The 20,655-nt window shown below is 71.5% G+C and carries 15 protein-coding genes, 1 tRNA gene and 1 pseudogene; 9 read left to right on the forward strand and 8 right to left on the reverse strand.

What is annotated here, in order from left to right; all coding sequences use genetic code 11:
• Positions 1-37 precede the first annotated feature (37 nt).
• Entirely contained in the window at positions 38-967 is a 930-nt protein-coding gene (locus A6A25_RS14010) for a hypothetical protein (protein ID WP_073889337.1), read from the forward strand.
• Here the strand turns inward: A6A25_RS14010 and A6A25_RS14015 are convergent.
• Positions 951-1,898, reverse strand: coding sequence for a methionyl-tRNA formyltransferase (locus A6A25_RS14015; protein WP_073889340.1), 948 nt, complete (start codon positions 1,896-1,898; stop codon positions 951-953). The genes A6A25_RS14010 and A6A25_RS14015 overlap by 17 nt on opposite strands.
• Before the next feature lie 73 nt (positions 1,899-1,971).
• Between A6A25_RS14015 and A6A25_RS14020 the strand changes: the two genes are divergently transcribed.
• A complete protein-coding gene (locus A6A25_RS14020; protein ID WP_198932694.1) occupies positions 1,972-3,561 on the forward strand; it encodes an amidohydrolase in 1,590 nt (529 codons plus the stop codon).
• Between the two features lie 3 nt (positions 3,562-3,564).
• Here the strand turns inward: A6A25_RS14020 and A6A25_RS14025 are convergent, their stop codons facing one another.
• Positions 3,565-4,194, reverse strand: coding sequence for a hypothetical protein (locus A6A25_RS14025; protein ID WP_073889343.1), 630 nt, complete (start codon positions 4,192-4,194; stop codon positions 3,565-3,567).
• Between the two features lie 147 nt (positions 4,195-4,341).
• On the opposite strand from A6A25_RS14025, the gene A6A25_RS14030 reads away from it, so the two are divergent.
• On the forward strand, positions 4,342-5,163 hold the full coding sequence (locus A6A25_RS14030; RefSeq protein ID WP_073889350.1) for an SAM-dependent methyltransferase: 822 nt from the start codon (positions 4,342-4,344) through the stop codon (positions 5,161-5,163).
• Between the two features lie 209 nt (positions 5,164-5,372).
• Positions 5,373-6,635 (forward strand): hypothetical protein, encoded by a 1,263-nt coding sequence (locus A6A25_RS14035; protein ID WP_073889353.1) that lies wholly within the window; start codon positions 5,373-5,375, stop codon positions 6,633-6,635.
• Between the two features lie 85 nt (positions 6,636-6,720).
• On the opposite strand, the gene A6A25_RS14040 is transcribed toward A6A25_RS14035, so the two are convergent.
• A tRNA-Arg gene (locus A6A25_RS14040) sits at positions 6,721-6,793 on the reverse strand.
• Between the two features lie 126 nt (positions 6,794-6,919).
• The gene (locus tag A6A25_RS14045; protein WP_073889356.1) at positions 6,920-7,975 is read right to left on the reverse strand and encodes a LacI family DNA-binding transcriptional regulator; all 1,056 of its coding nucleotides are present in this window, start codon (positions 7,973-7,975) and stop codon (positions 6,920-6,922) included.
• Between the two features lie 138 nt (positions 7,976-8,113).
• Between A6A25_RS14045 and A6A25_RS14050 the strand changes: the two are divergent.
• Positions 8,114-8,929, forward strand: a pseudogene (locus tag A6A25_RS14050) (MFS transporter); the annotation flags it as partial.
• A gap of 262 nt (positions 8,930-9,191) precedes the next feature.
• On the opposite strand, the gene A6A25_RS14055 reads toward A6A25_RS14050, so the two are convergent.
• A complete protein-coding gene (locus A6A25_RS14055) occupies positions 9,192-9,764 on the reverse strand; it encodes a DUF3558 family protein (RefSeq protein ID WP_143193144.1) in 573 nt (190 codons plus the stop codon).
• A 79-nt stretch (positions 9,765-9,843) separates the two neighbouring features.
• Between A6A25_RS14055 and A6A25_RS14060 the strand changes: the two genes are divergently transcribed.
• Entirely contained in the window at positions 9,844-11,799 is a 1,956-nt protein-coding gene (locus A6A25_RS14060; protein WP_073889366.1) for a cytochrome c oxidase assembly protein, read from the forward strand.
• Here the strand turns inward: A6A25_RS14060 and A6A25_RS14065 are convergent.
• Genes A6A25_RS14065 through A6A25_RS14075 form a run of 3 tightly spaced genes read right to left on the reverse strand, consistent with a single transcriptional unit; the run spans position 11,796 to position 14,142 of the window.
• Complete coding sequence (locus A6A25_RS14065) at positions 11,796-12,581, reverse strand: ABC transporter permease (protein ID WP_073889369.1); 786 nt, start codon at positions 12,579-12,581, stop codon at positions 11,796-11,798. The two genes, A6A25_RS14060 and A6A25_RS14065, sit on opposite strands and share 4 nt — an antisense overlap.
• A 14-nt stretch (positions 12,582-12,595) precedes the next feature.
• Positions 12,596-13,525 carry an ATP-binding cassette domain-containing protein gene (locus A6A25_RS14070; protein ID WP_198932695.1) on the reverse strand — a complete coding sequence of 310 codons (930 nt, stop codon included), beginning with the start codon at positions 13,523-13,525 and terminating at the stop codon, positions 12,596-12,598.
• Positions 13,522-14,142, reverse strand: a complete 621-nt coding sequence (locus A6A25_RS14075; RefSeq protein ID WP_083668315.1) for a TetR/AcrR family transcriptional regulator — start codon at positions 14,140-14,142, stop codon at positions 13,522-13,524. Before A6A25_RS14075 ends, A6A25_RS14070 begins: the two co-directional genes overlap by 4 nt.
• 165 nt (positions 14,143-14,307) lie before the next feature.
• Between A6A25_RS14075 and A6A25_RS14080 the strand changes: the two genes are divergently transcribed.
• The 3 genes from A6A25_RS14080 (at position 14,308) to A6A25_RS42945 (ending at position 20,502) form a co-directional block, all read left to right on the forward strand.
• Positions 14,308-14,799 carry a single-stranded DNA-binding protein gene (locus A6A25_RS14080; RefSeq protein WP_073889375.1) on the forward strand — a complete coding sequence of 164 codons (492 nt, stop codon included), beginning with the start codon at positions 14,308-14,310 and terminating at the stop codon, positions 14,797-14,799.
• A 318-nt stretch (positions 14,800-15,117) separates the two neighbouring features.
• The gene (gene ettA / locus A6A25_RS14085; RefSeq protein ID WP_073889378.1) at positions 15,118-16,794 is read left to right on the forward strand and encodes an energy-dependent translational throttle protein EttA; all 1,677 of its coding nucleotides are present in this window, start codon (positions 15,118-15,120) and stop codon (positions 16,792-16,794) included.
• Between the two features lie 18 nt (positions 16,795-16,812).
• The gene (locus A6A25_RS42945; RefSeq protein WP_073889380.1) at positions 16,813-20,502 is read left to right on the forward strand and encodes a hypothetical protein; all 3,690 of its coding nucleotides are present in this window, start codon (positions 16,813-16,815) and stop codon (positions 20,500-20,502) included.
• Positions 20,503-20,655: the final 153 nt, after the last annotated feature.

Genomic DNA, 20,655 nt, shown 5'->3' on the forward strand with positions numbered 1-20,655 from the left:
ATGTCCAAGGCCTTCGGCGCTCCTACCGTTGCGCTCCATGTCCCGCAACCTCCGCGCCGCGTTGGTCCTGTTCCTGCTCGCGCCACTGGTGGGCGAGTTCGTGCTCGGCAACATCCCGTTGTCCGAGATCGCCGCGCTCATCGTCCTCGCACCGATGTACGGCGGGGGAGCGCTGCTGATCCGCGAAGTCGCCCGGCGCACCGGCCGCGGCTGGCCGACCATGCTCGTGCTCGGCCTGGCGTACGGCGTGCTGGAAGCCGGCCTGTTGGACCAGTCGCTGTTCAACCCGTCGTTCGAGGAGTACGAGTTCCAGGCCGTGACACCGGTGCCCGCGCTCGGGATCAGCGCGTTGAACGGCTACGCGTTCATCGTCGGCCACGCCGTCTGGAGCATCGGCGTGCCGATCGCCCTGGTCGAATCACTGGCGTGGCGGCGCCGCACCACCCCGTGGCTCGGTCGCACCGGCCTGATCGTCTTCTCGCTGGTCTTCCTGGCCGGTTCCGCCCTCGTCTTCCTGATCCTGCTCAAAGAAGAAGGATTCATGGCCACGCCCGTGCAACGCATCGGCGCCGCAGTCGTCGTCCTGGCCCTGATCGCGGTGGCGTTCCTGATCCGGCCGCGTGCCGCTGTGGAACGACGTGTGCCCCGCCCGGGGTTCGTGGGCGTGGGCACGTTCGTCGTCTCGTCGGTTTTCGTCGCGGTACCGGAGGACTGGACCGGTTTCGGCCTGAAGGTCGCGCTGACGATCGTGGCCGCCACCGCCCTGGCGTGGTGGGGCCGGAGCACGGCGTGGGGCGCCGCCCACCGGTTCGCGGTGGCGGCCGGCGCCCTGGTCACCTACACGTGGGTGGGGTGGATCCTGGTGGAGAACTCCGCCGGGGCACTCATCGCCCACGCCGTCCTCGTCGTCCTCACGTGGGCTTTCCTGTTCGTGGTCCGACAGGCCTCGCTCAGGGTCGGCTCGTGAGGTAACCGCCCATGTGCGTGAAGTACTCCGTGGCACCCAGCTCCGTGCCGTCCTCCGTGCGCACCCGCTTGACCAGCAACGCGTGGTTGCGCCCACGCCGTGCTTGCGCGCCCGCGACGATCGCGACACCGTCACCCTCGCGGTAGAAGATCCGACCGGGCGTGCCGCCGTAACGCTCCTGGGACACCTCGGCCTCCAGGATCTCCAGCCGCTTGCCCTTGTGGAACGCGAACGCGCTCGGGTACGGCGGGCACTGGGCGCGGACCAGCCGGTCCAGCTCGTCGGCCTCCCACGTCCAGTCGATGCGCAGGTCCTCTTCCGCGCGCTTGTGGAAGAAGCTGGCCTTCGACCGGTCCTGCTTGGTGAAGTCCGTGCGGCCCTTGGCGATCTCGGCCAAGCCGTCCACGGTGATCGGCCCGAACAGCTCCAGGGTCTTGTGGAACAGGTCCGCCGTGGTGTCGCGCGGTCCGACCGGGACGGCGCGCTGGAGCACGATGTCACCGGCGTCCAGCGTCTCGTCCATCATGTGCGCGGTGACGCCGACTTCCTTCTCGTCGTTGATCAGGGCCCAGATCAGCGGCGAGAAGCCCGCGTAGGCGGGCAGCAGCGAGTCGTGCACGTTCAGCGTGCCGTGCTTGGGGAGGGTGAAGATGTGCGGCGGGATCCAGGTGCGCCAGTTCGTGGCGACGATGACGTCCGGCTCGACCTCCTTGAGGCGCTGGAACAGCTCGTCGTCGTCCGGGCGGTTGCGGGTGATCGTCTCGACGCCGTGCTCGGCGGCCAGGTCCGCGACCGAGTCGCTCCAGATGCGCTCGTAGGCGTGGTCGCTCTTGGGGTGCGTGACGACCAGCACCACCTCGTGCTCGGAGTCCAGCAGTGCCTGGAGCGTGCGGTGACCCCAGGTCTGGTAGCCGAACATGACGACCCGCATGGGAGCTCCTCCTTGGATAGGCTCGCCTAAGTTATCCAACCCTAACCTAAGTACCTTGGGCTAGCCTTTGCGGGTGATCCTCGATCTCAAGGTGGTGGGCGGGCGGGTGGTGACCATGGACCCGGCCCGGCCGGTGGCGTCCGTGATCGGTGTCTGGGCCGGGCGGATCGTCGGTCTGGACGACGACGTCGCCGACCTGCCCGCGCGCCGGGTGGTCGACCTCGGTGGCGCGACCGTGCTGCCGGGTTTCGTGGACGCCCACAACCACCTCGCGTGGACCGGACGCGCGGCGCGGACCCCGGACGTGTCGTCCTGCGCCACCGTCGCCCAGGTCCTGGACGTCCTGCGCGACGCACCGCGTTCGTCGGGCTGGGTCGAGGCGGCCGGCTACGACCACCGCGCCCTGGATCGCCCGTTGACCTCGCGCGACCTGGACCTGATCGGGCCGCGGACCTACGTGCAGGACCTGTCCGGGCACGCGTGCGTGGTCAGCGGTGACGTGCTCGCCGAGCTGCCCGCGGCGGCGTTGCGGGACGCCCAGCGTGACGCGACCGGCATGCCGACCGGCTTCCTGGCCGAAGCCGCGCAGACGGCCGTGCGCGCGCTCCGGCTGCCGTACGCGTTGGACGACATCGCGGCGGACGTCGAGTCGGGCGCGCACCAGTGCCTGCGTGAAGGCGTCGTGCTGGCCGCCGAAGCCGGTGTCGGAGGCGGGCTGATCGGCAGCAGCCCGTTGGAGGTCGAGGCGTACCAACGGGCTTCCCTGCCCATCCGGATCCAGCTCATGGTGTCCGCGGACCGGCTGGAACCCGTTGCCGCGCACGCGACCGACGGCATCCGCCGCGCCGTGCCGCTCGGCCTGCGCACCGGCCTCGGCGACGACCGCCTGTCGATCGGCCCGCTCAAGCTGTGGACCGACGGCGGCATGATGGCCCGCACGGCGGCGTTGACCTGGCCGTACGAGGGCATGGACACGGCCGGTCAACTGCAGGACGACCCGGACCTGATGCGTGCCGCGATCGTCGACGGGCACGCCGCCGGCTGGCAACTGGCCGTCCACGCCATCGGTGACCGCGCCGTCGACTTCGCCCTGGACGCGGTGGCCGAAGCGCAGCGCGCCGTGCCGCGCCAGGACGCCAGGCACCGGATCGAGCACTGCGGGCTCGTGCGGCCCGAGCAGCTGGACCGGATCGCCGAGCTGAACGTGATCCCGGTGATCCAACCGTCCTTCCTCTGGGCGTACGGCGACGACTACGCCAGGATCATGGGCGCCGAACGGGCGCCGTGGATGTACCGGGGCAAGTCCTTCCTCGACCGCGGCATCGTGGTGGCGGGCAGCTCGGACCGCCCGGTGGCCGACGGCAAACCGTTGCGCGGCATCCAGTTCATGGTGGAACGGCGGTCGAAGGAAGGACACCCCATCGGCCCGGACGAGGCCGTCGCGGTGCGCGAGGCCATCGCCGCCTACACGATCGGCGCGGCCTACGCGTGCCGCCGCGAACACGCGCTGGGCACGATCACGCCGGGCAAGCTGGCCGACTTCGCCGTCCTCGAAGCCGACCCGCTGACCTGCGACGTCTCCGAGATCGGCGACATCGGGATCGCGGCCACCGTCGTGGGCGGCGACTTCGCCCACGACCCGGCCGGTTTCACGACGGCGTGATGGTCAGGCGCTCATCCGCCAGTGCACCACGTACCCGGCCGCCTCGGCCGCGATCAGCGCGTCCAGCTTCGCCAGGTTCGTCCGCCGGGACATCCGGAACGCCCGCCCGCGCCGCGCGTCCAGCACCAGCGGCACCGCGCCCGGCAACGTGTCGGAGACCGTCTGCTGGAGGATCCGCAGCCCGACGTTGGCCGCCTCCTGCGTCATCGGTGTCTCCTTCACGTACACCAGCACCGCCGCCCGCGACCCGTCCGGCATCCGCAGCCCCAGGTGCGGCCGAACGCGCAACGCCAGGTCACCGGCCTGCCACCGGGCCGCCGCCGTCGGCACGCCGGTCGCCCTCGTCGCCAGCAGCCACGGCAGGAAACCCTCCCGCAGCTCCTCGAACGCACGCGGCTGACCGGCCCGGGGCTGCCGGTGCGCCGCCTCCACCGCCTTCTCCAGCTCCGCGGCCGGGTCGGGCGAGTTCGCCGCCCGCCGCATCGCGTCCCGCATCGGGTTGTAGAAGCCCGCCACCCACTGCTCGGACGACAGGTAGATGCGCCGCTGCTCGGACACGATGCTGATCCGGCCACGCTGGCCGCTCATGACGTACTCGGTGAAGGACAGGGCGGTGACGCTGATCGGCTCCACGACAAGCTCCCCTCGCGCGCGATCGAACTCGTGTTCGATTCTACCGAGGGGGTCCGACAATCCGCGGGCTGCGAACGGGCTATCCCACCGGCCACGCGCCCCCGTCCCACGAGCGCCTAAGCTGCCGGTCGGGGGAAGGAGCGAGCCGTGGGTGAACGACCGGACATCGACCTGACCAGGCCGAGCGCCGCCCGGGTGTACGACTACTACCTCGGCGGGGCGCACAACTTCGCCGTCGACCGGGAGATGGCCGAGCAGGCGATCTCGATGTGGCCCGAGCTGCCGCTGATCATGCAGGCCAACCGGGCGTTCCTGCGCCGGGCCGTGCAGTTCTGCGTGCGCGAGGGCGTGACCCAGTTCCTCGACCTCGGCTCCGGTATCCCCACTGTGGGCAACGTGCACGAGGTGGCCCGTGAAGCCGCTGCCGACGCGCGCGTGGTCTACGTCGACAACGACCCGATCGCGGTGACGTACAGCCGCACGATCCTCGGTGACGACCCGCGGACCACCGTCGTCCAGCAGGACCTGCGCGAGCCGGCCGAGGTGCTGGCCGCACCCGAGGTCACCGGCCTGCTCGACTTCGACCGGCCGGTCGCGGTCATGCTGGTCGCGGTGCTGCACTTCGTCCAGGACGACCCGGCGAAGATCATCGCCGCCTACCGCGACGCCGTGCCGCCGGGCAGCTACCTGGTCATCTCGCACGCCACCCACGACGGCCAGGACACCCAGGCCGACGAGCACACCGACCTGTACCGGCGCCGCACCGCGACCCCGATGACCATGCGGTCCAAGCCGGAGGTCGAGGCGCTGTTCGAGGGGTACGAGCTGGTCGAGCCGGGTGTCGTGCACCTGCCGCTGTGGCGTCCGGCGTCGTCGGACGACGTGGACGAGCACCCGGAGCGGTTCGCCGGCCTGGCCGCGGTCGGCCGGAAGCTCCGACAAAACCGAGGGGTTCGCACCTTCGAGTGATCGCGCCCCGTCGGCCATCGCCGTTGTTGTAGTTTTGTGACCTGGCAGGTGCGGCTGCCGCCGAGGCTCCTCCCGACCCGGAGGGAGTGGGTGCCTCCAGAGCGCGTTCTGGTGAGCGTGTACCGCATGTCCGCCGGTTCCCGGGGTTCGGCGTTGGCGCGTTGGCGAACCCGGTGGCGTCGACCGGGAGGCGTCCGCGGAGGTTCCTCGTGTCGACAAGCTCTCTGGTCAAGCGCAACCGGTGCACCGGTGAGACACCGAACATGGTGCGCAGGCAACGCGGTGGCGTGCCGCCCGACGGTGTCGTGCCCAGTGCCCGCACGCCCGGCCAACGCCGGTTCGAGGCGGCGTTGCTGGCGGCGGCCAACCGGACGATGGCGGGCATGCGCCGGCGTGGCCACCCACTGCGGCCGACGTCCCTGGTGAGCCGGGTGCGGCCGGACGCGAAGGTGCTCGGCCTGCGGGTCCACGACACGGCGCTGGACGACCTGCTGGCCCAGCTGCTGCCGGTGGCGGCGGGCGACCGGGTCGACGGCGTGCCGGGGCTGCGCGTCCACCCCCGCCGGGACCACCTGGACCTGCGTTCACCCGATGGTGAGGCGCGCCTGCTCGGCGTGACGCGGGAACGCTGGCGGCGGGCCGTGGCCACCGGTCTGCCGGTCGAGCTGGCCCTGACCGGCGGCCTCGACCCCCGTGAGGCGGCACCCCGGCCGGACCTGCCCGTGGACCTGATGAGCGGGGTGTTGCGCCGGTTGCCGCTGTGGCGGGGAGCCGCGTGGCTGGACGGCGTCGTCGTCGGCGACGTGCTGGAGCTGTACTGGCGAGGTGGTCCGCCGAGCGACTCGGTGGCCGCGATCCTGGCGCGTTCCACGTGCGGCATCCCGGCGTCGTCCGCCGTCCCGTACCGCTTCCGCAACGCCGTGCGCGGCGTCGCCCTGTCCGCGGCCGACCCGCGCGCCGTGGCCAAGGTGGCGGAACCGGAGTGGGCGTGGGTCGACTGGGACGCCGCCACCGCGCCTGGGCCCGCCGTGGACGAACGCGCCGTCCGCCCCGTCCAGGCGCGCCCCGACCTGCCGGACGTGTGGGAGCAGCACGAGATGCGCGACGCCTTGGCGTTGCGCGACATCACCACCGTCTACCGGCTCCTGACCCACCACGGCGTGCCACGTGACCGGATCGCCGCGTTGACCGGCCAACCGGCCCACGACGTCGACCAAGTCCTGTCCGGCACCAAGGTCGAGTCCTACGACACGCTGACCGCCATCGCCGAGGGCCTCGGCGTCCCACTGGGGTACATGGGCCTGGCCCACAACGAAGCGACCCCGCCCAGCCCCACCTGCGACTGCGCCACCCTGGACGAACGCACCAAACGCGACCGCTTCCTCGCCCACGCCGCTCTCGTCACCGTCGGCGGGACGACTTCCACCTGGAGCTGCCGCGCCGAAAGCTGCCGCTCGACCCGCCCGCTCTGACCTTCACCGCCCGACCAAGACTCGGGCGTGGTGTGGGCCGATCCTGACCAAAGACCGGCCACACCGCTCCTGAACAACGCTCGCGCGCCCCCGGCAGGATTCGAACCTGCGACCTCGGGATTAGAAGTCCCTCGCTCTCTCCACTGAGCTACGGAGGCTGGAGGGGCTGTTGACCACGAGCTGTAGCAGCGTAGCCGCCCCACCGGACACATCGTCCGGAAGACTCGTCGCGTTTCCGTCCAGGTGCCAGAAGGGTGATCAAGATGGCCTAAAAGTGATGTGGATCACTTTGGAGGCGCCGTCGAGTCGCGCGAAACGAGGGAAACCGGCAGTCTGGTCGGCTCTCCCGGTCTGCCGCCGTCGAGCAGGCGCAGGGCCAGTTCGCCCGCGTGCCTGCCCTTCTCGGCGAGGGGTTGACGCACCGTAGTCAACGGTGGGTCTGCGTGTTCGGCGGCGGGCACGTCGTCGAAGCCGATGACCGACACGTCGGTCGGCACGCGCAGCCCGAGGTCTCGGACCGCTTGAAGCGCGCCGAACGCCAACTCGTCCGAAGCGCACAGCAGCGCCGTGGGACGGGGGGAGGTCGAGAGCAGGGCGCGAGCACCCGCACGGCCCAGTTCACGGCTGCTCCGCGCGCACTCCCACACGGGCGTGTCCGTCCCCGTCACGTCGAGGTACCCGTGCAGCCGGTCCCGCGTCACGCGGAACGACGTCGAAGCCAGCCGTGCGGGCGTCACCGGGCCGTTGTGCCCGTCCGGGTGCAGCGCGAACGTCACCACGCCGAACCGCCGGTGCCCCGAGGCCCACAGCGAGGACGCCGCCAGCCGGGCGCCGCCGAAGTCGTCCACCTCGACGCGTGCCGTGTCCGGCAGCACGGGCTGGTCGATCACCACCATGGGCAGCCCGCGCGTCCGAGCCGCGGTCAACGCCGGCGCGTCGTCGGGCAGCGAGTAGGCCACCACGACGTCGGCCTGCGCCCGCGCCACGGTCTCCGGCCGCGGTCCGCCCTTGTCCTTGCCCGGCATCAGTACCAGGCAGTGGTCGTGCCCGTCCACGGTCGACGCCAGCCCGTCCAGCACGATCGACAGCGCCGCGTCGGCGAACGAGGCCGACAGCCCTTGCCCGAGCATGAACCCGACGGCGGCGCTGTGCCGGGTCGCCAGGCTGCGGGCCACCGGGTCGGGCCCCGCGTACCCCAGGGACGCCGCGGTCTCCAGGATCCGTTCGCGCAAGGCGGCGGACAGCTGATCCGGCCGGTTGTAGGCGTTGGACACCGTGGCGCGCGACACGCCGACCGCGCCGGCCACCGTGTCGAGCGTCGGCTTGCGAGGGCGGTCCACGTGATGAGCGTAACCAGGTAATCGGTTGGACGTTCTGAAGCGCTCTAGTTCACACTCGAAAGCATGCCGACGCCACGTCTCGCCGTCTTCGCGGTGTTCCTGTTCAACGGGGCGCTGTTCCTGTCCTGGGCGGCGCGCATGCCCGCGCTGGCGGCACAGGTCGGCGCGACCGAGGCGACGCTGGGCCTGGCCCTGTTCGGCGCGAGCGTCGGCCTGGCGGCGACGGCGCCGTTCGCGGCCCGGATCTGCGCGCGGGTGGGTGCGCGGAAGCTGATCGTGGTGGGTGCGGCGGTCACCGTGCTGGCCGTGCCCTCGCTCACGCTCGCCGACACGCCGTTCCAACTCGGCCTGGTGCTGTTCGTGCTCGGCGCGTGCGGCGCGTCGCTGGACGTCGGCATGAACGTCGCCGCCGTCGCCGTCACCCGCAGCCTGGACCGGCCGCTGATGCCGCAGTTCCACGCGGGCTTCAGCGTCGGCGGCCTGGTGGGCTCGCTGGGCGCGGCGGCCGCGGCGGGTGTCGGCTGGGGTCTGACCAGGCACCTCATCACGGTCGCGGTGATCGGCGCGGTCACCATCGCCTGGGTGATCAGGGCCGTGCCCACCACGACCGGCGAGACCACCGACGCGGTGCGGGAGGACCGGCCGGTCCTCAAGCGGCCGCTGTTGTGGCTGCTGGCCACGATCACGCTGTTCTCCGCGATCGCCGAGGGTGCGGCGTCGGACTGGTCGGCGCTGTTCTTCGTCAACGAACGCGGTGTGGGCGAGGCCGCTGCTGCGGCGGCGTACGCGGGGTTCTCCATCGCGATGGCCACCGCCCGCCTGCTCGGCGAGCCCGCGCAACGCCGCGTCGGCCCGTACCGGCTGCTCGCGTCGGGTGCCGTGGTGGCCGCGCTCGGCCTCGCGCTCGCCGTGCTGGTGCGGTCGGCCGCCGTGGGTTATGTCGGGTTCGCGCTCGTGGGCCTAGGCCTGGCGTTCGCGTTCCCGGTGATCATGGACCTGGCCGGTGACGCGGGCAGGCGCGCCGACGGCACGGGCGGTGAACGCGAGATCGGCCTGGTCACGACGGTCGCCTACACCGGTTTCCTGCTCGGCCCACCGGTCGTCGGCGGTCTCGCGCACGCCAGCAACCTGTCGATCTCGCTGGGTTTCGTGGCGTTCGTGATCGCGTTGATGGTGCCCGCGGTGCTGCTGGCGCGCCGGTCGCGCGCCCGTGAGCTCAGGCGGGCGGGAGTCGGCTCAACGCCGCTTTGAGCAGCGGCTGCATCGCGGCCAGCATCCGGTCGGGCACGCCCGCGGGCTGGGCCATCGCCACCAGGACGCTGCGGTTGGCGTTCACCGCCAGGGTCGCGGTGCACGCCGTCTCGCCGCCGGTCGGCTCGCACAGCACCCACGTCGAGTGCCCCTCCACGACCACCTCGCGCCCGTCGGCCTGCCGCGTCCGCACCTGCTCGTACTTCTGGTAGAGCGCGGCGATCACGGTCCGCCCGGCCTGGGAGCCGTCGTCCAGCACGTACTGGCACGACTCCTGGATCACGTCGTCCTTGCGCGCCGGGTCCTTCTTGTACGGGCCGATGGACTTCAGGTCGGCCGCGGTGAGCAGGGAGCACGGCTCCACGCCGACGACCGTGCGCGGCTTGGCGATCTTCGGCGCGCCCGAAGGCTCGTCCGCGGACGTCGTCGAGGGTGTGACACCGGCCTGGGGCAGCGCGTCCCCGTTGATGGAGTAGCTGCACCCCGCCGACAGGAGCAAGGCGAGGGCCATCAAGAGCACCGTGCGAGAACTGGTCACGTCCGGCAACGGTAGTGGGTGTGATCTGCGCACGTCCGGCGGTTGGTGGCGGTGTGGCCGGGCCGCCTACGCTCGTCACGTGCCCACTGACGCGCCTTCCCGCACCCGGCGGACCGGTCTCATCCCCTTGCTGATCGTCGGCACGGCGATAGCCGCCCTGGTGGCGGCGGGGCTGCTCGTCCTCACCGGCGGTGACGCGTCCGCGCTGATCGTCGTGCGCGTGCTGACCGAGGCCGCGGCCGTGGTGACGGTCGGCTCGCTGCTGCTGGCGGCGTTCCTGGTGCCGCCGCAGGAGAGCGGCACGCTGGCCGCCGACGGTTACGCGGCCGTGCGCACGGCGGCCTGGGCGGCGTTGGTGTGGACGTTGGGCGCGGTGCTGTCGGTGCCGTTCACGGTGGCCGACGCGCTCGGGCAGCCGGTGACGGCGCTGTTGGAGCCGTCGGTCCTGGTCCAGGTGGCCGGGCTGGTGGAGCAGGCGAAGGCGTGGATGATCACGGCGGTGATCGTGGCGCTGCTGGCGCTGGGCTGCCGGTTGGTGCTGTCGTGGGGCTGGACCGTGCCGCTGTTCTTCCTGTCGGTGTTCGCCCTGATCCCGGTGGCGGTGACGGGGCACTCGTCCGGCGGCGGTTCGCACGACGTGGCCACGAACAGCCTGCTGTACCACCTGATCGCGGCGGCGTTGTGGGTCGGCGGCCTGATCGCGTTGCTGGCGCACGGCAGGCGGGGCGGCGACCACCTGGGGCTGGCGACGGCGCGGTTCTCCCGGCTGGCGCTGGTCTGCTGGATCGTGATGGCCGCCTCCGGCGTGATCAACGCCTGGGTGCGGCTGCCGGTGAGCCAGTTGTTCGGCAGCGAGTACGGGCTGCTGGTGCTCGGCAAGGCGCTCGCGCTCGTCGTGCTGGGTGTCGTGGGGTACTTCCAGCGCGAGAAGAGCGTGAAGGAGGTCGTGGCCACGGGCTCCGGGCGGTCGCTGGTGAAGCTCGCGGGCGTCGAGGTGCTGCTGATGTTCCTCACGCTGGGCCTGGCCGCGGCGTTGAGCCGCACGCCTCCGCCGGTCGAGGGCCGGGTGCTGCCCAGCACGGTGGAGCTGCGCATCGGCTACGACCTGTTCGGCGCGCCGACGTGGTCGCGGCTGCTGTTCGACTGCCGGTTCGACCTGGTCTTCGGCACGGTCTTCATCGCGCTCGGCGTGCTGTACCTGCTGGGCGTGCGGCGGCTGCGCAAGCGCGGTGACGCGTGGCCGGTCGGCCGCACCGTCGCGTGGGTCGCGGGGTGCCTGACCGTGGTGTTCGCCACGTCGTCCGGGGTGGGCCGGTACGCGCCGGCGATGTTCAGCATCCACATGGAAGCGCACATGCTGCTGTCCATGCTGGCGCCGATCCTGCTGGTGCTGGGCGGTCCGGTGACGTTGGCGATGCGCGCGCTGCCCGTGGCGGGCAGGGGCAACCCGCCGGGGCCGCGGGAGTGGCTGCTGGCGTTCGTGCACTCGCCGGTAACGAAGGTGCTGACCAACCCGTTCGTGGCGTTGGCGCTGTTCGTGGGCTCGTTCTACGGCTTGTACTTCTCCGGCTTGTTCGACAGCGCGTTGGACTACCACTGGGCGCACCTGGCGATGAACGCCCACTTCATCCTGGTCGGGTACGTCTTCTACTGGCCGGTGATCGGCATCGACCCGGCGCCGAACCGGCTGCCGCCGCTGGGACGGCTCGGCCTGCTGTTCGCCTCGATCCCGTTCCACGCATTCTTCGGCATCGTGCTGATGAGCTCGCAGACCGTGATCGGCGAGAACTTCTACCGCTCGCTGGGACTGCCTTGGGTGACGTCGCAGCTGGAGGACCAGCGGCTCGGTGGCGGTATCGCGTGGGCGGCGGGCGAGTTGCCGCTGATCGTGGTGATGGTGGCGCTGCTCGTGCAGTGGGCGAGGTCGGACAGCCGTGACGCCCGCCGGGCGGACCGGCGGGCGGACGCGGACGGTGACGCGGACCTGGCCGCGTACAACGCGATGCTGCGCAAGATGTCAGGCAAGGACTCCTAGAGAGGCCTGCGGAAGCCCTTGACGGCGGCGATCCATCCCGCGACGGCCAGCACGGCACTGGTGACCAGCGCCCCGACCACACCGGTGACCGGCTGGGCCAGCGCCAACGACCGTGCCGCGAACGTCAACGGGTTGACGTTCGCGACGGCCTGCAGCCAGCCGTGCAGCCCGCTGATCGGCACGTACGCGCTGGACGCGAACATCAGCGGGAACATCGCCAGGAAGCCCACGGTCTGCATCAGCTCGGCGTTGCGCAGCCACGCCGCGATGGCCAGGAAGATCCAGCCGAGACCCCAGCCGACGGCCAGTGCCAGCGCGAGCGCCGCGACGGTGCCCACCACGCCGCCCGCGGGGGAGTAGCCGAACACCACGACCGCGAACACCAGCATCAACAGCAGCTGCGCGGCCGTGCGCACCAGGTCGGACAGGCTGCGCGCGACCAGCACCGAACCCGACCGTATGGGCAGTGAGCGGAACCGGGCCAGCACGCCGTTCTTCATGTCCGTGACCAGGCCGACGCCCGCTTGCAGCGCCGATTGCATGGCGGTGTTGACCAGGATCGCGGGCATCAGGAAGTCGATGTAGGCCACGCCTTGGGGGAAGCCGGGCGTGGTGGCGATGCTCGCGAAGATCTGGCTGAACAGGGTCAGCATGATCAGCGGCTGGAGGATGCTGAACACGATCATGCGCGGGTCGCTGACCAGCGTGCGCAGTGATCGTTGGGTCAGCACGAGCACCTGGGTGCCGAAGTCGGTGCCGCGCCAGGCGGTGATGGTGGTCATCCGAGGGCTCCCGTTCAGGCCGCGTGCTGCGCGAGGGTGAGGTAGACGTCGTCCAGGGTCGGTTCGCCGAGGGCCAGTTCGGTGGCCTCCAGGCCGACCTCGTCCAGCGCGCGGACCACCGTGGCGATCTCGCGGGACGAGGTGACGGGCGCGGTCAGCGTGTTCTGCGCCGTGACGGGCTGCAGGCCCGCCCGTTCCAGGGCTCCGGTGGCTTTGGGGACGTCCGAGACGTCCGCCAGGGTCACGGTGACCGTGCGTTGGCCGACTTGGGCCTTCAGCTCGGCGCTCGTGCCCGCGGCGACGACCTTGCCCTTCGAGAGCACGGTGATCGAGTCGGCCAGGCGGTCGGCCTCGTCCAGGTACTGGGTGGTGAGCAGGACCGTGGTGCCGTCGGTGACCAGCCCTTCCACGATCTCCCACAGCCCGAGCCTGCTGGCCGGGTCCAAGCCCGTGGTCGGCTCGTCCAGGAAGATCACCTCCGGGTGGCCGACGAGGCTCGCGGCCAGGTCGAGGCGTCGCCGCATGCCGCCGGAGTAGGTCCGGGACGGCCGCTTCGCCGCGTCGGCCAGCCCGAACAGCTCCAGCAGTTCGGCGCCCCTGGCCCTGGCCTCACGCGGGGTCGCGCCGAGCAGCCGGGCGATCAGGACCAGGTTGTCCAGGCCGGACAGCTGCTCGTCCACGGCGGCGAACTGTCCGGTCAGGCCGATCCGGCTGCGCACCTGGTGCGCCTGTGCCACGACGTCGAACCCGGCCACCTCCGCGCGGCCCGAGTCCGGCGGGAGCATCGTGGTGAGCACGTTGACCAGCGTCGTCTTGCCCGCGCCGTTGTGGCCGAGCAGGCCGAGCACGGAGCCTTTGGGCACGGCGATGCTCACGCCGTCCAGGGCTTTCTGCGCACCGAACGCCTTGCCGACGTCCGTTGCCTCGATCATCAGGTCCGTCACTGCTTCCCCCTCAGTACGCCGTGCAGGAAGAGCTGCACGAGCTGGTCGGCGTCGGCGGTGGAGTCGCCGAAGCCCTCGCCCTGCATGCGGTTGGTGAACACGAGCCCGAGCAGCAGGCGTGCGGCCAGGGACGGGTCGACGCGCAGGTCGTCGTCCGGGCCGAACAGCGAGGCGACGTGCTCGGTGATGCGCTGCATCTCGACCGGCGGTCCCTTGTGCTCGCGCTCCTTGCCGTGCCCGTCGTGCGGGTCGTAGCCGGAGTCGCGCAGGACGCTGCTGAGCTGCCACATCCGGTCCAGGTAGCCGGAGACGGCGCTGATGGCCCAGGAGAGGCGTTCGGCGAGGGTCCTGGCCTGCCTCGCCTCCTCGATGAGCGCCAGTTCCGAGTCGACGGCCAGCACGCTCCGCACACACGTGCGGATGAGTTCCTGCTTGTCCTTGAACGCCCGGAAGACGGTGCCCTCCGCGATGCCGGCCGCCTTGGCGATCTGGCTGGTGGTGACGTTGGCGCCGTGCGTGAACAGCAGTGGGACGGTGGCGGCGACGATCGCCTCACGGCGGTCCTCGGGGCTCATCGCGGGCGCGCGGCGACGGCGTTGGGTTGTCTCGTCGGGCATGGTGCCAGCTTATGAGTGAGTCCTCACTCATATCAACGAGTGAGCGCTCACTCATTGCGATTATGCATGCTTCAGGGACTTGTCCACAGATTCGGAACCGCAGCTGTCCGCCCAGCTCAGCGCCCGGCAACCTGGTTGCAGGAGATCAACCCCAAGGAGGCGGACATGGCTTACAACGAGACCCGGGTCACCATCTGCGGCAATGTCGCGAGTTCGGTCACCCACACCAAGGTCGGCACCGGCTTCAGCCGCGCGAAGTTCCGGCTGTTCAGCGCCGAGCGGGTGTGGGACGACGCGGAACGTCGCTGGTCCGACGGCTCGCGGATGTTCCTGACGGTGTCCTGCTGGCGCATGCTGGCGGACAACGCGCAGGCATCGCTGAACAAGGGCGACCCGGTGGTGGTGACCGGCCGGTTGACGATCAAGGACGTCGAGTTCGACGGCAAGTCGCAGCCGGTCCTGGAGCTGGAGGCCACCGCGATCGGTCCCAACCTGGCCCTGTGCACCGCCATGCCGACGCGCACCAGGCACACGCCGGACGCCGTCGAGGCCAGGGCCGCGCCCGAGATCGTCGCGCCGCGCAAACCGGACGAGTTGCCGCTGGTCCTCCCGGGTGAGGCCGAGCGCCCGAAGGAGGTGGCCGAAGTGCCGTTCTGAGCCGATCGAGCGACAAGGGCTTCCGCCGGCGCGATCGGGGCGGAGAATGCGCGGGCAGTCGTCGCCGTTGCGAGCGTGGAGGAGGGAGGTCGTCGGGCCGGCGCCAGGGCCGGGTCCGCACGCAGGCACCGGGGGTTGACAGCGCACCGAGTTCGCGCATCCGGTCGGAGTCGCTGGTCGCAGGGTCGCGCCAGGCGGGGTCGACGGGCGTGTTACGTCTGTGGGTGACCCACGTTCGCGTTAACTCTGCGTTGTGCCCACGTCCGTTGCCGGCGTCCGAGGTTCGGGCCCGATCGGCACCGCTCTACGATCGCGGGCATGGCCGAGTACGTCTACACCATGAAGAAGGTGCGCAAGGCGCACGGGGACAAAGTCATCCTGGATGACGTCACCATCATGTTCCTCCCCGGTGCGAAGATCGGCGTTGTCGGTCCGAACGGCGCCGGCAAGTCGAGCGTGCTGAAGATCATGGCCGGCCTGGACACACCGGGCAACGGCGAGGCCTTCCTCTCGCCCGGCTACACGGTGGGCATCCTTCAGCAGGAACCGCCGCTCAACGAGGAGAAGACGGTCCTGGGCAACGTCCAGGAAGGCCTCGGCGAGATCAAGGTGAAGCTCGACCGCTTCAACGAGATCGCCGAGAAGATGGCCGTCGACTACTCCGATGAGCTGATGGAGGAGATGGGCCAGCTCCAGGAGGAGCTGGACCACGCGAACGCGTGGGACCTCGACTCCCAGCTGGAGCAGGCGATGGACGCCCTCCGCTGCCCGCCGCCGGACGCCGACGTCAAGACGCTGTCCGGTGGCGAGCGCCGCCGGGTCGCCCTGTGCAAGCTGCTGCTGAGCAAGCCGGACCTGCTGCTGCTCGACGAGCCCACCAACCACCTGGACGCGGAGAGCGTGCTGTGGCTGGAGCAGCACCTGGCGCAGTACGCGGGTGCCGTCCTGGCCGTCACCCACGACCGGTACTTCCTCGACAACCTCGCCGAGTGGATCCTGGAGCTCGACCGCGGCCGGGCCCACCCGTACGAGGGCAACTACTCCACCTACCTGGAGAAGAAGGCCGAGCGGCTGGCCGTCCAGGGCAAGAAGGACCAGAAGCTGCAGAAGCGGCTCAAGGACGAGCTGGAGTGGGTCCGGTCGGGCGCCAAGGCCCGCCAGGCCAAGTCCAAGGCCCGCCTCGGCCGCTACGAGGAGATGGCCGCGGAGGCGGAGAAGACCCGCAAGCTCGACTTCGAGGAGATCCAGATCCCGCCGGGCCCGCGTCTGGGCAACGTCGTGGTCGAGGTGGAGAACCTGAAGAAGGGCTTCGGCGACCGGGTGCTGATCGACAACTTGTCGTTCAGCCTGCCGCGCAACGGCATCGTCGGCGTCATCGGTCCGAACGGCGTGGGCAAGACGACGCTGTTCAAGACCATCGTCGGCCTGGAGGAGCCCGACTCGGGCACCGTCCGGATCGGCGAGACGGTCAAGCTGTCCTACGTCGACCAGAACCGCGCGGGCATCGACCCGAAGAAGAACGTGTGGGAGGTCGTCTCCGACGGCCTGGACTACATCCACGTCGGTAACGTCGAGATGCCGTCGCGGGCGTACGTCAGCGCGTTCGGCTTCAAGGGGCCGGACCAGCAGAAGCCGGCGGGCGTGCTCTCCGGTGGCGAGCGCAACCGGCTGAACCTGGCGCTGACGCTCAAGCAGGGTGGCAACCTGATCCTGCTGGACGAGCCGACGAACGACCTGGACGTCGAGACACTGGGCTCGCTGGAGAACGCGCTGGAGCAGTTCCCCGGCTGCGCCGTGGTCATCTCGCACGACCGGTGGTTCCTCGACCGCGTCGCCACGCACATCCTGGCGTGGGAGGGCACGGACGAGGACCCGTCGCAGTGGTACTGGTTCGAGGGCAACTTCGAGGGCTACGAGAAGAACAAGATCGAGCGCCTCGGCGCGGAGGCGGCGAGGCCGCACCGCGTGACCTACCGCAAGCTCACACGGGACTGAGAGCCGGGTACCTACATCGTGGCGGCGAGGGGCGAGGCGCAGGCGGACGTCGAGGTGAGCACGCTGGTCGTGCCCGCCTGGCGGCTGCGTTGGCGGGCACCGGAGCTTGCTCTGGTGCTGGGCGAGCGCGCAGTGGCGCTCGCCTCCACCCGCCGTGACGAGGTGGACCGGTTGCGCGCGGAGGCCCTGGTGGTCTTCGCGAGCAACCGGATGGGCCGGGGCGTCCGGATCGCGGACCGGGCACTGGACGCCCTCAAGGCGGCCGAGGCCGCGTCCGAGCGGGAGACGGCTTGGCGGCTGCGGGTCGAGTTGGCCGACAGCGCCAGGGCGGTCGGCGCGCCCCTCACGGGCTTCGCCGCCGTCCGGCCGGTCCTGGAAGCCGACGACGTCCCGCCGGGCCTGCGGGCCACGGCCCTCGTCCAGGCCAGCGAGTGCCTGGTCTCGGTGGGCCGCGGCGCGGCGCTCGCCCAGGCGCTGGAGGAAGCGGACCAGCTCTACCAGGCCGATCCGCTGCTGGACCACGACACGACCCTGCTGCACCGGGGCCTGCTCCGCGCGTCCGCCGCGGGGCAGCACCGCCGTTGGGGCGACCTGCAGGCGGCGGTCGCCGCGGCCCGTGACGGTCTCGCCGTGCTCGACCGCCTCAAGGAGGCCGAGTCCGACAACGGCCAGGTCAGGGGCAGGCTCACGGTCGAACTGGTCTGCGCCCTGATGGACCTGAACAAGCCGGGGGAGGCGTCCGAACTCGGCACCCCGCTCCTGGAACGCCCGGTCCGGGCGCCGTCCGCGGCCACCGCCGGCTGGCTCCGGTTGGCCCTGGCGACCAGGGTCCACCTGCCCGCCGGCCGCGTCGACCAGGCCCGCGACCTGCTCCGTGACGCGGCGGACAGTGCCGAACGCCACCAGTTGGACACCCTCCTGGCGGAGAGCTTGCTGGCGCTGGCGCACGTCCACGAGGTGGCGGGCGACCTGGCGGAGGCGTTGGCCAACCTGCGTTCCGCCCACGCGGCCGAACGCAGGCGGGCCCGGGCGGTCTACGCGGTGCGGGCGAGGCTCGCCGCCGAGTTCGCGGGCGTCCACCGCAAGCCGGCCGGTGGCCTGCACGACGAACTGGCCGCGCTGCTGCGCACCGGAACCCCGGCGACCGTGCCGCCCACCGACCCGAACCTCGCCCCGGACGTCAAGCAGCAACTCCGCCAGTGGCGGCCGGTCCAGATGCACCGCAGCGAGGGGGTCCGGGTCAAGCGCTCCCGTCGAGCCGCCGAGGACATGACGGTGGACGGCATCTCCGCCGCGAGGGCCCACGCCGCCGACCGCTGGCGCCTGGTCCAACCTTTCGGCGAGGCGGAAGGCGACCCGCAACCGGGAGGCCGCCGCCGTGCCCCGGAACCGGAGGCCCACCCCACCCACGGTCGGCCGGAACACGCCAGGAGCGTCGAAGCACGCCCCGCCACCCCGCGCCAAGCCGCCGACACCGCCCCTGCGGTCCCGGAACCCCCATCTCCCGCAGCCCCGGTTCCTGCGCCCCTGGTTCCCGCGCCCCCGGTTGCCGCAGCCCCTGTATCCGCACCCCCGGTTGCCGCTTCGGCACCTGAACCCCAGAGCCCAGTGCCCCATGCCTCGGGCTCCGAGTCCCCGACCCGGACCGCCGACCCGACCACGGCACCCGCCAACCCCCAACCGGCCGCCCACCCGCCATCGGACGTGACCACCGGTGGGGAGGCTCCGGCGGAGGTGGCTTCGCCCGCCCCCGCGCACGAGGGTGGCGAGCGGAGTGTGCCCGCGGCCGGGTTGATCGCCGCGGCGGGTGCGGTGCGCAGTGGGCGGCGGCGGGCGGCTCGTGAGGCGGCGGATGGGGAGCGGTCGCCCGGTGAGTCCGGGGCCGATTCCAGTGTGTTGGACACGTTGAAGGCGGCTGGGCTCCTGGACCCGCGACGTGCCGGTGGCCGGCGGCGGGCGCCCGACGCCGATGATGAACCGGTCGCTTCCCCATCGGTGCCGGTCCGGCCTGAGCCCCGGCTCGCGCCGCAGGCCGAGCCCGCGCCCGCGCCGCCGGGGCAGCCCGAGCCCGAGCCCGCGCCGCCGGGGCAGGCCGAGTCCGAGCCCACGTCGCTCGGGCGGCCCGAGCCCGCGCCCGCGTCGCTGGGGCAGGCCGAGCCCGCGTCCGCGCCGCCGGGGCAGGCCGAGTTCGAGCCTGCGCCGCTGGGGCAGACCGCGCCCGCACCGCAGGCCCAGCCCGTGCCCGAACCGGTGCCGGTCCGGCAGGTGCGGTCCGAGTCCGAGCCGGCGCGGCAGGACCAGTCTCGAACCGAGGCCCCGCAGCAGGCTCAGTCGGTGCGGCCGGTCGGGGCTGAGTCCCAGTCCGCCGGGCGGACGGAGGCCGAACCCGTCCGTCAGGATCGGCCTGAACGCGAGTCGGCGCCGGAAGCCCGGTCCGGGCCTGAACCGGCTGAGCCGGTGCGGCAGGTCGAGCTCGCGGCCGAGTCGGGGCAGCACGACCGGCCTGAAGTGGAGCGGACGCGGCCGGAACAGCCTGAGTCGAGGTCGGTGCAGTTGGTGCAGCCCGAGCCGCAGTCGGCGCGGTCGGACCAGGCTGAGTCCTGGCCGGTGCAGTTGGTGCAGTCGGCAGAGCCGGAGCAGCTTGAGCCTCAGTCGGTGCGGCCGGAGCAGCCTGAGGCCCAGCCGGTGCAGCAGGTCCAGATCGCGCCCGAGCCCGTGCAGCAGGTCCAGATCGCACCCGAGCCCGTGCCGCAACCCCAGCCGGAACCCGAGCCGGTGCAGTGGCGGGTGGAGGCGCCGTCCCGGCTGCGGACTGAGGAGCCGCCGGCGCCGGTCGACATGTTCGACTCGCCGACGATGGTCCAACCGGCCGTGCGCGATGACGTGCCGCCGGTCGGGCTTGGCGCGGCTTTTGTGAAGGGGCCCCTCATCCCCACCGCCCGCGTGCCCGACCCGCCCGACTACCCGGTGCCGCCGGTGAGCGATTTCGGCCTGCCGGTGGCCGAGTCCGGCGGCGGGGTGGTGGCGCACACGGTGCCACCGCAAGGGATGAGCGTCGAAGGACCGCGGACCAAGGATCTCGACGAGCGGCCGGTTTTCCCCTCCACGGACGTCGATTCGGTCGCCGCGGACTTGTCGACGCCGCAGCCCGAGCCGGATCAGGTGCCGGGCGTGCCCGAACCCGACCAGGTGCCGCCGGTGCCCGTGCCGGACCCGGTGCCGGCCGACCCCTCGCTCGAGGCCACGCCGCCGTTCAGCCCGACCGGGTTCCTCAGCGCCGCCGACGTCGAGCACGACGACACACCGCCGGTCGAGCAGACAGCCGACCAGGCAGCCGAGCCGGCCGCGGACGCGGAAACGCCCAAGGAGCCGTTCGTCACCGCGGTCGTGGTCGGTGGCAAGACGATCGACCTGCCGGCGATCGCCGAACCGACGCCACCCGCCCCCGACTCGCCCAGCGCCACCCGCGCTTCACGCCGCCACAAGAGCGACCTGAGCCTGGCCGAACTCCTCGCCGAGGCCCTCGTCGCCTACGAGGACGCCCGACGCGAGGACGAAGCGGCCGGACGCGTCGAGGTGGACGAGGACACCGTGCCGATCTCACCTGTCGGGAACCCGCCGCCGGCCTCCGAGAACGAGACCACCGCCCCGATCCAGCGCGTCGACCCGCCGCGGCGGTTCGACACGTGGACACTTCCCGAATCGTGAAATGATTTGAGCTGGTAATAAGGTTTCCGGCCGGTAACAAAGCGGGAAATAGCCCACGTCACGAGTGAATTCGCCACTTGACGGCAAGTTGTTCGATTCAGTGAGAGGGTTGTGGCGAACGGGTTCACGTGCGTCTGGTTAAGTTGTGCGCGG

It is taken from the genome of Saccharothrix sp. CB00851 (genome assembly GCF_001905065.1).
Lineage (GTDB): Bacteria > Actinomycetota > Actinomycetes > Mycobacteriales > Pseudonocardiaceae > Actinosynnema.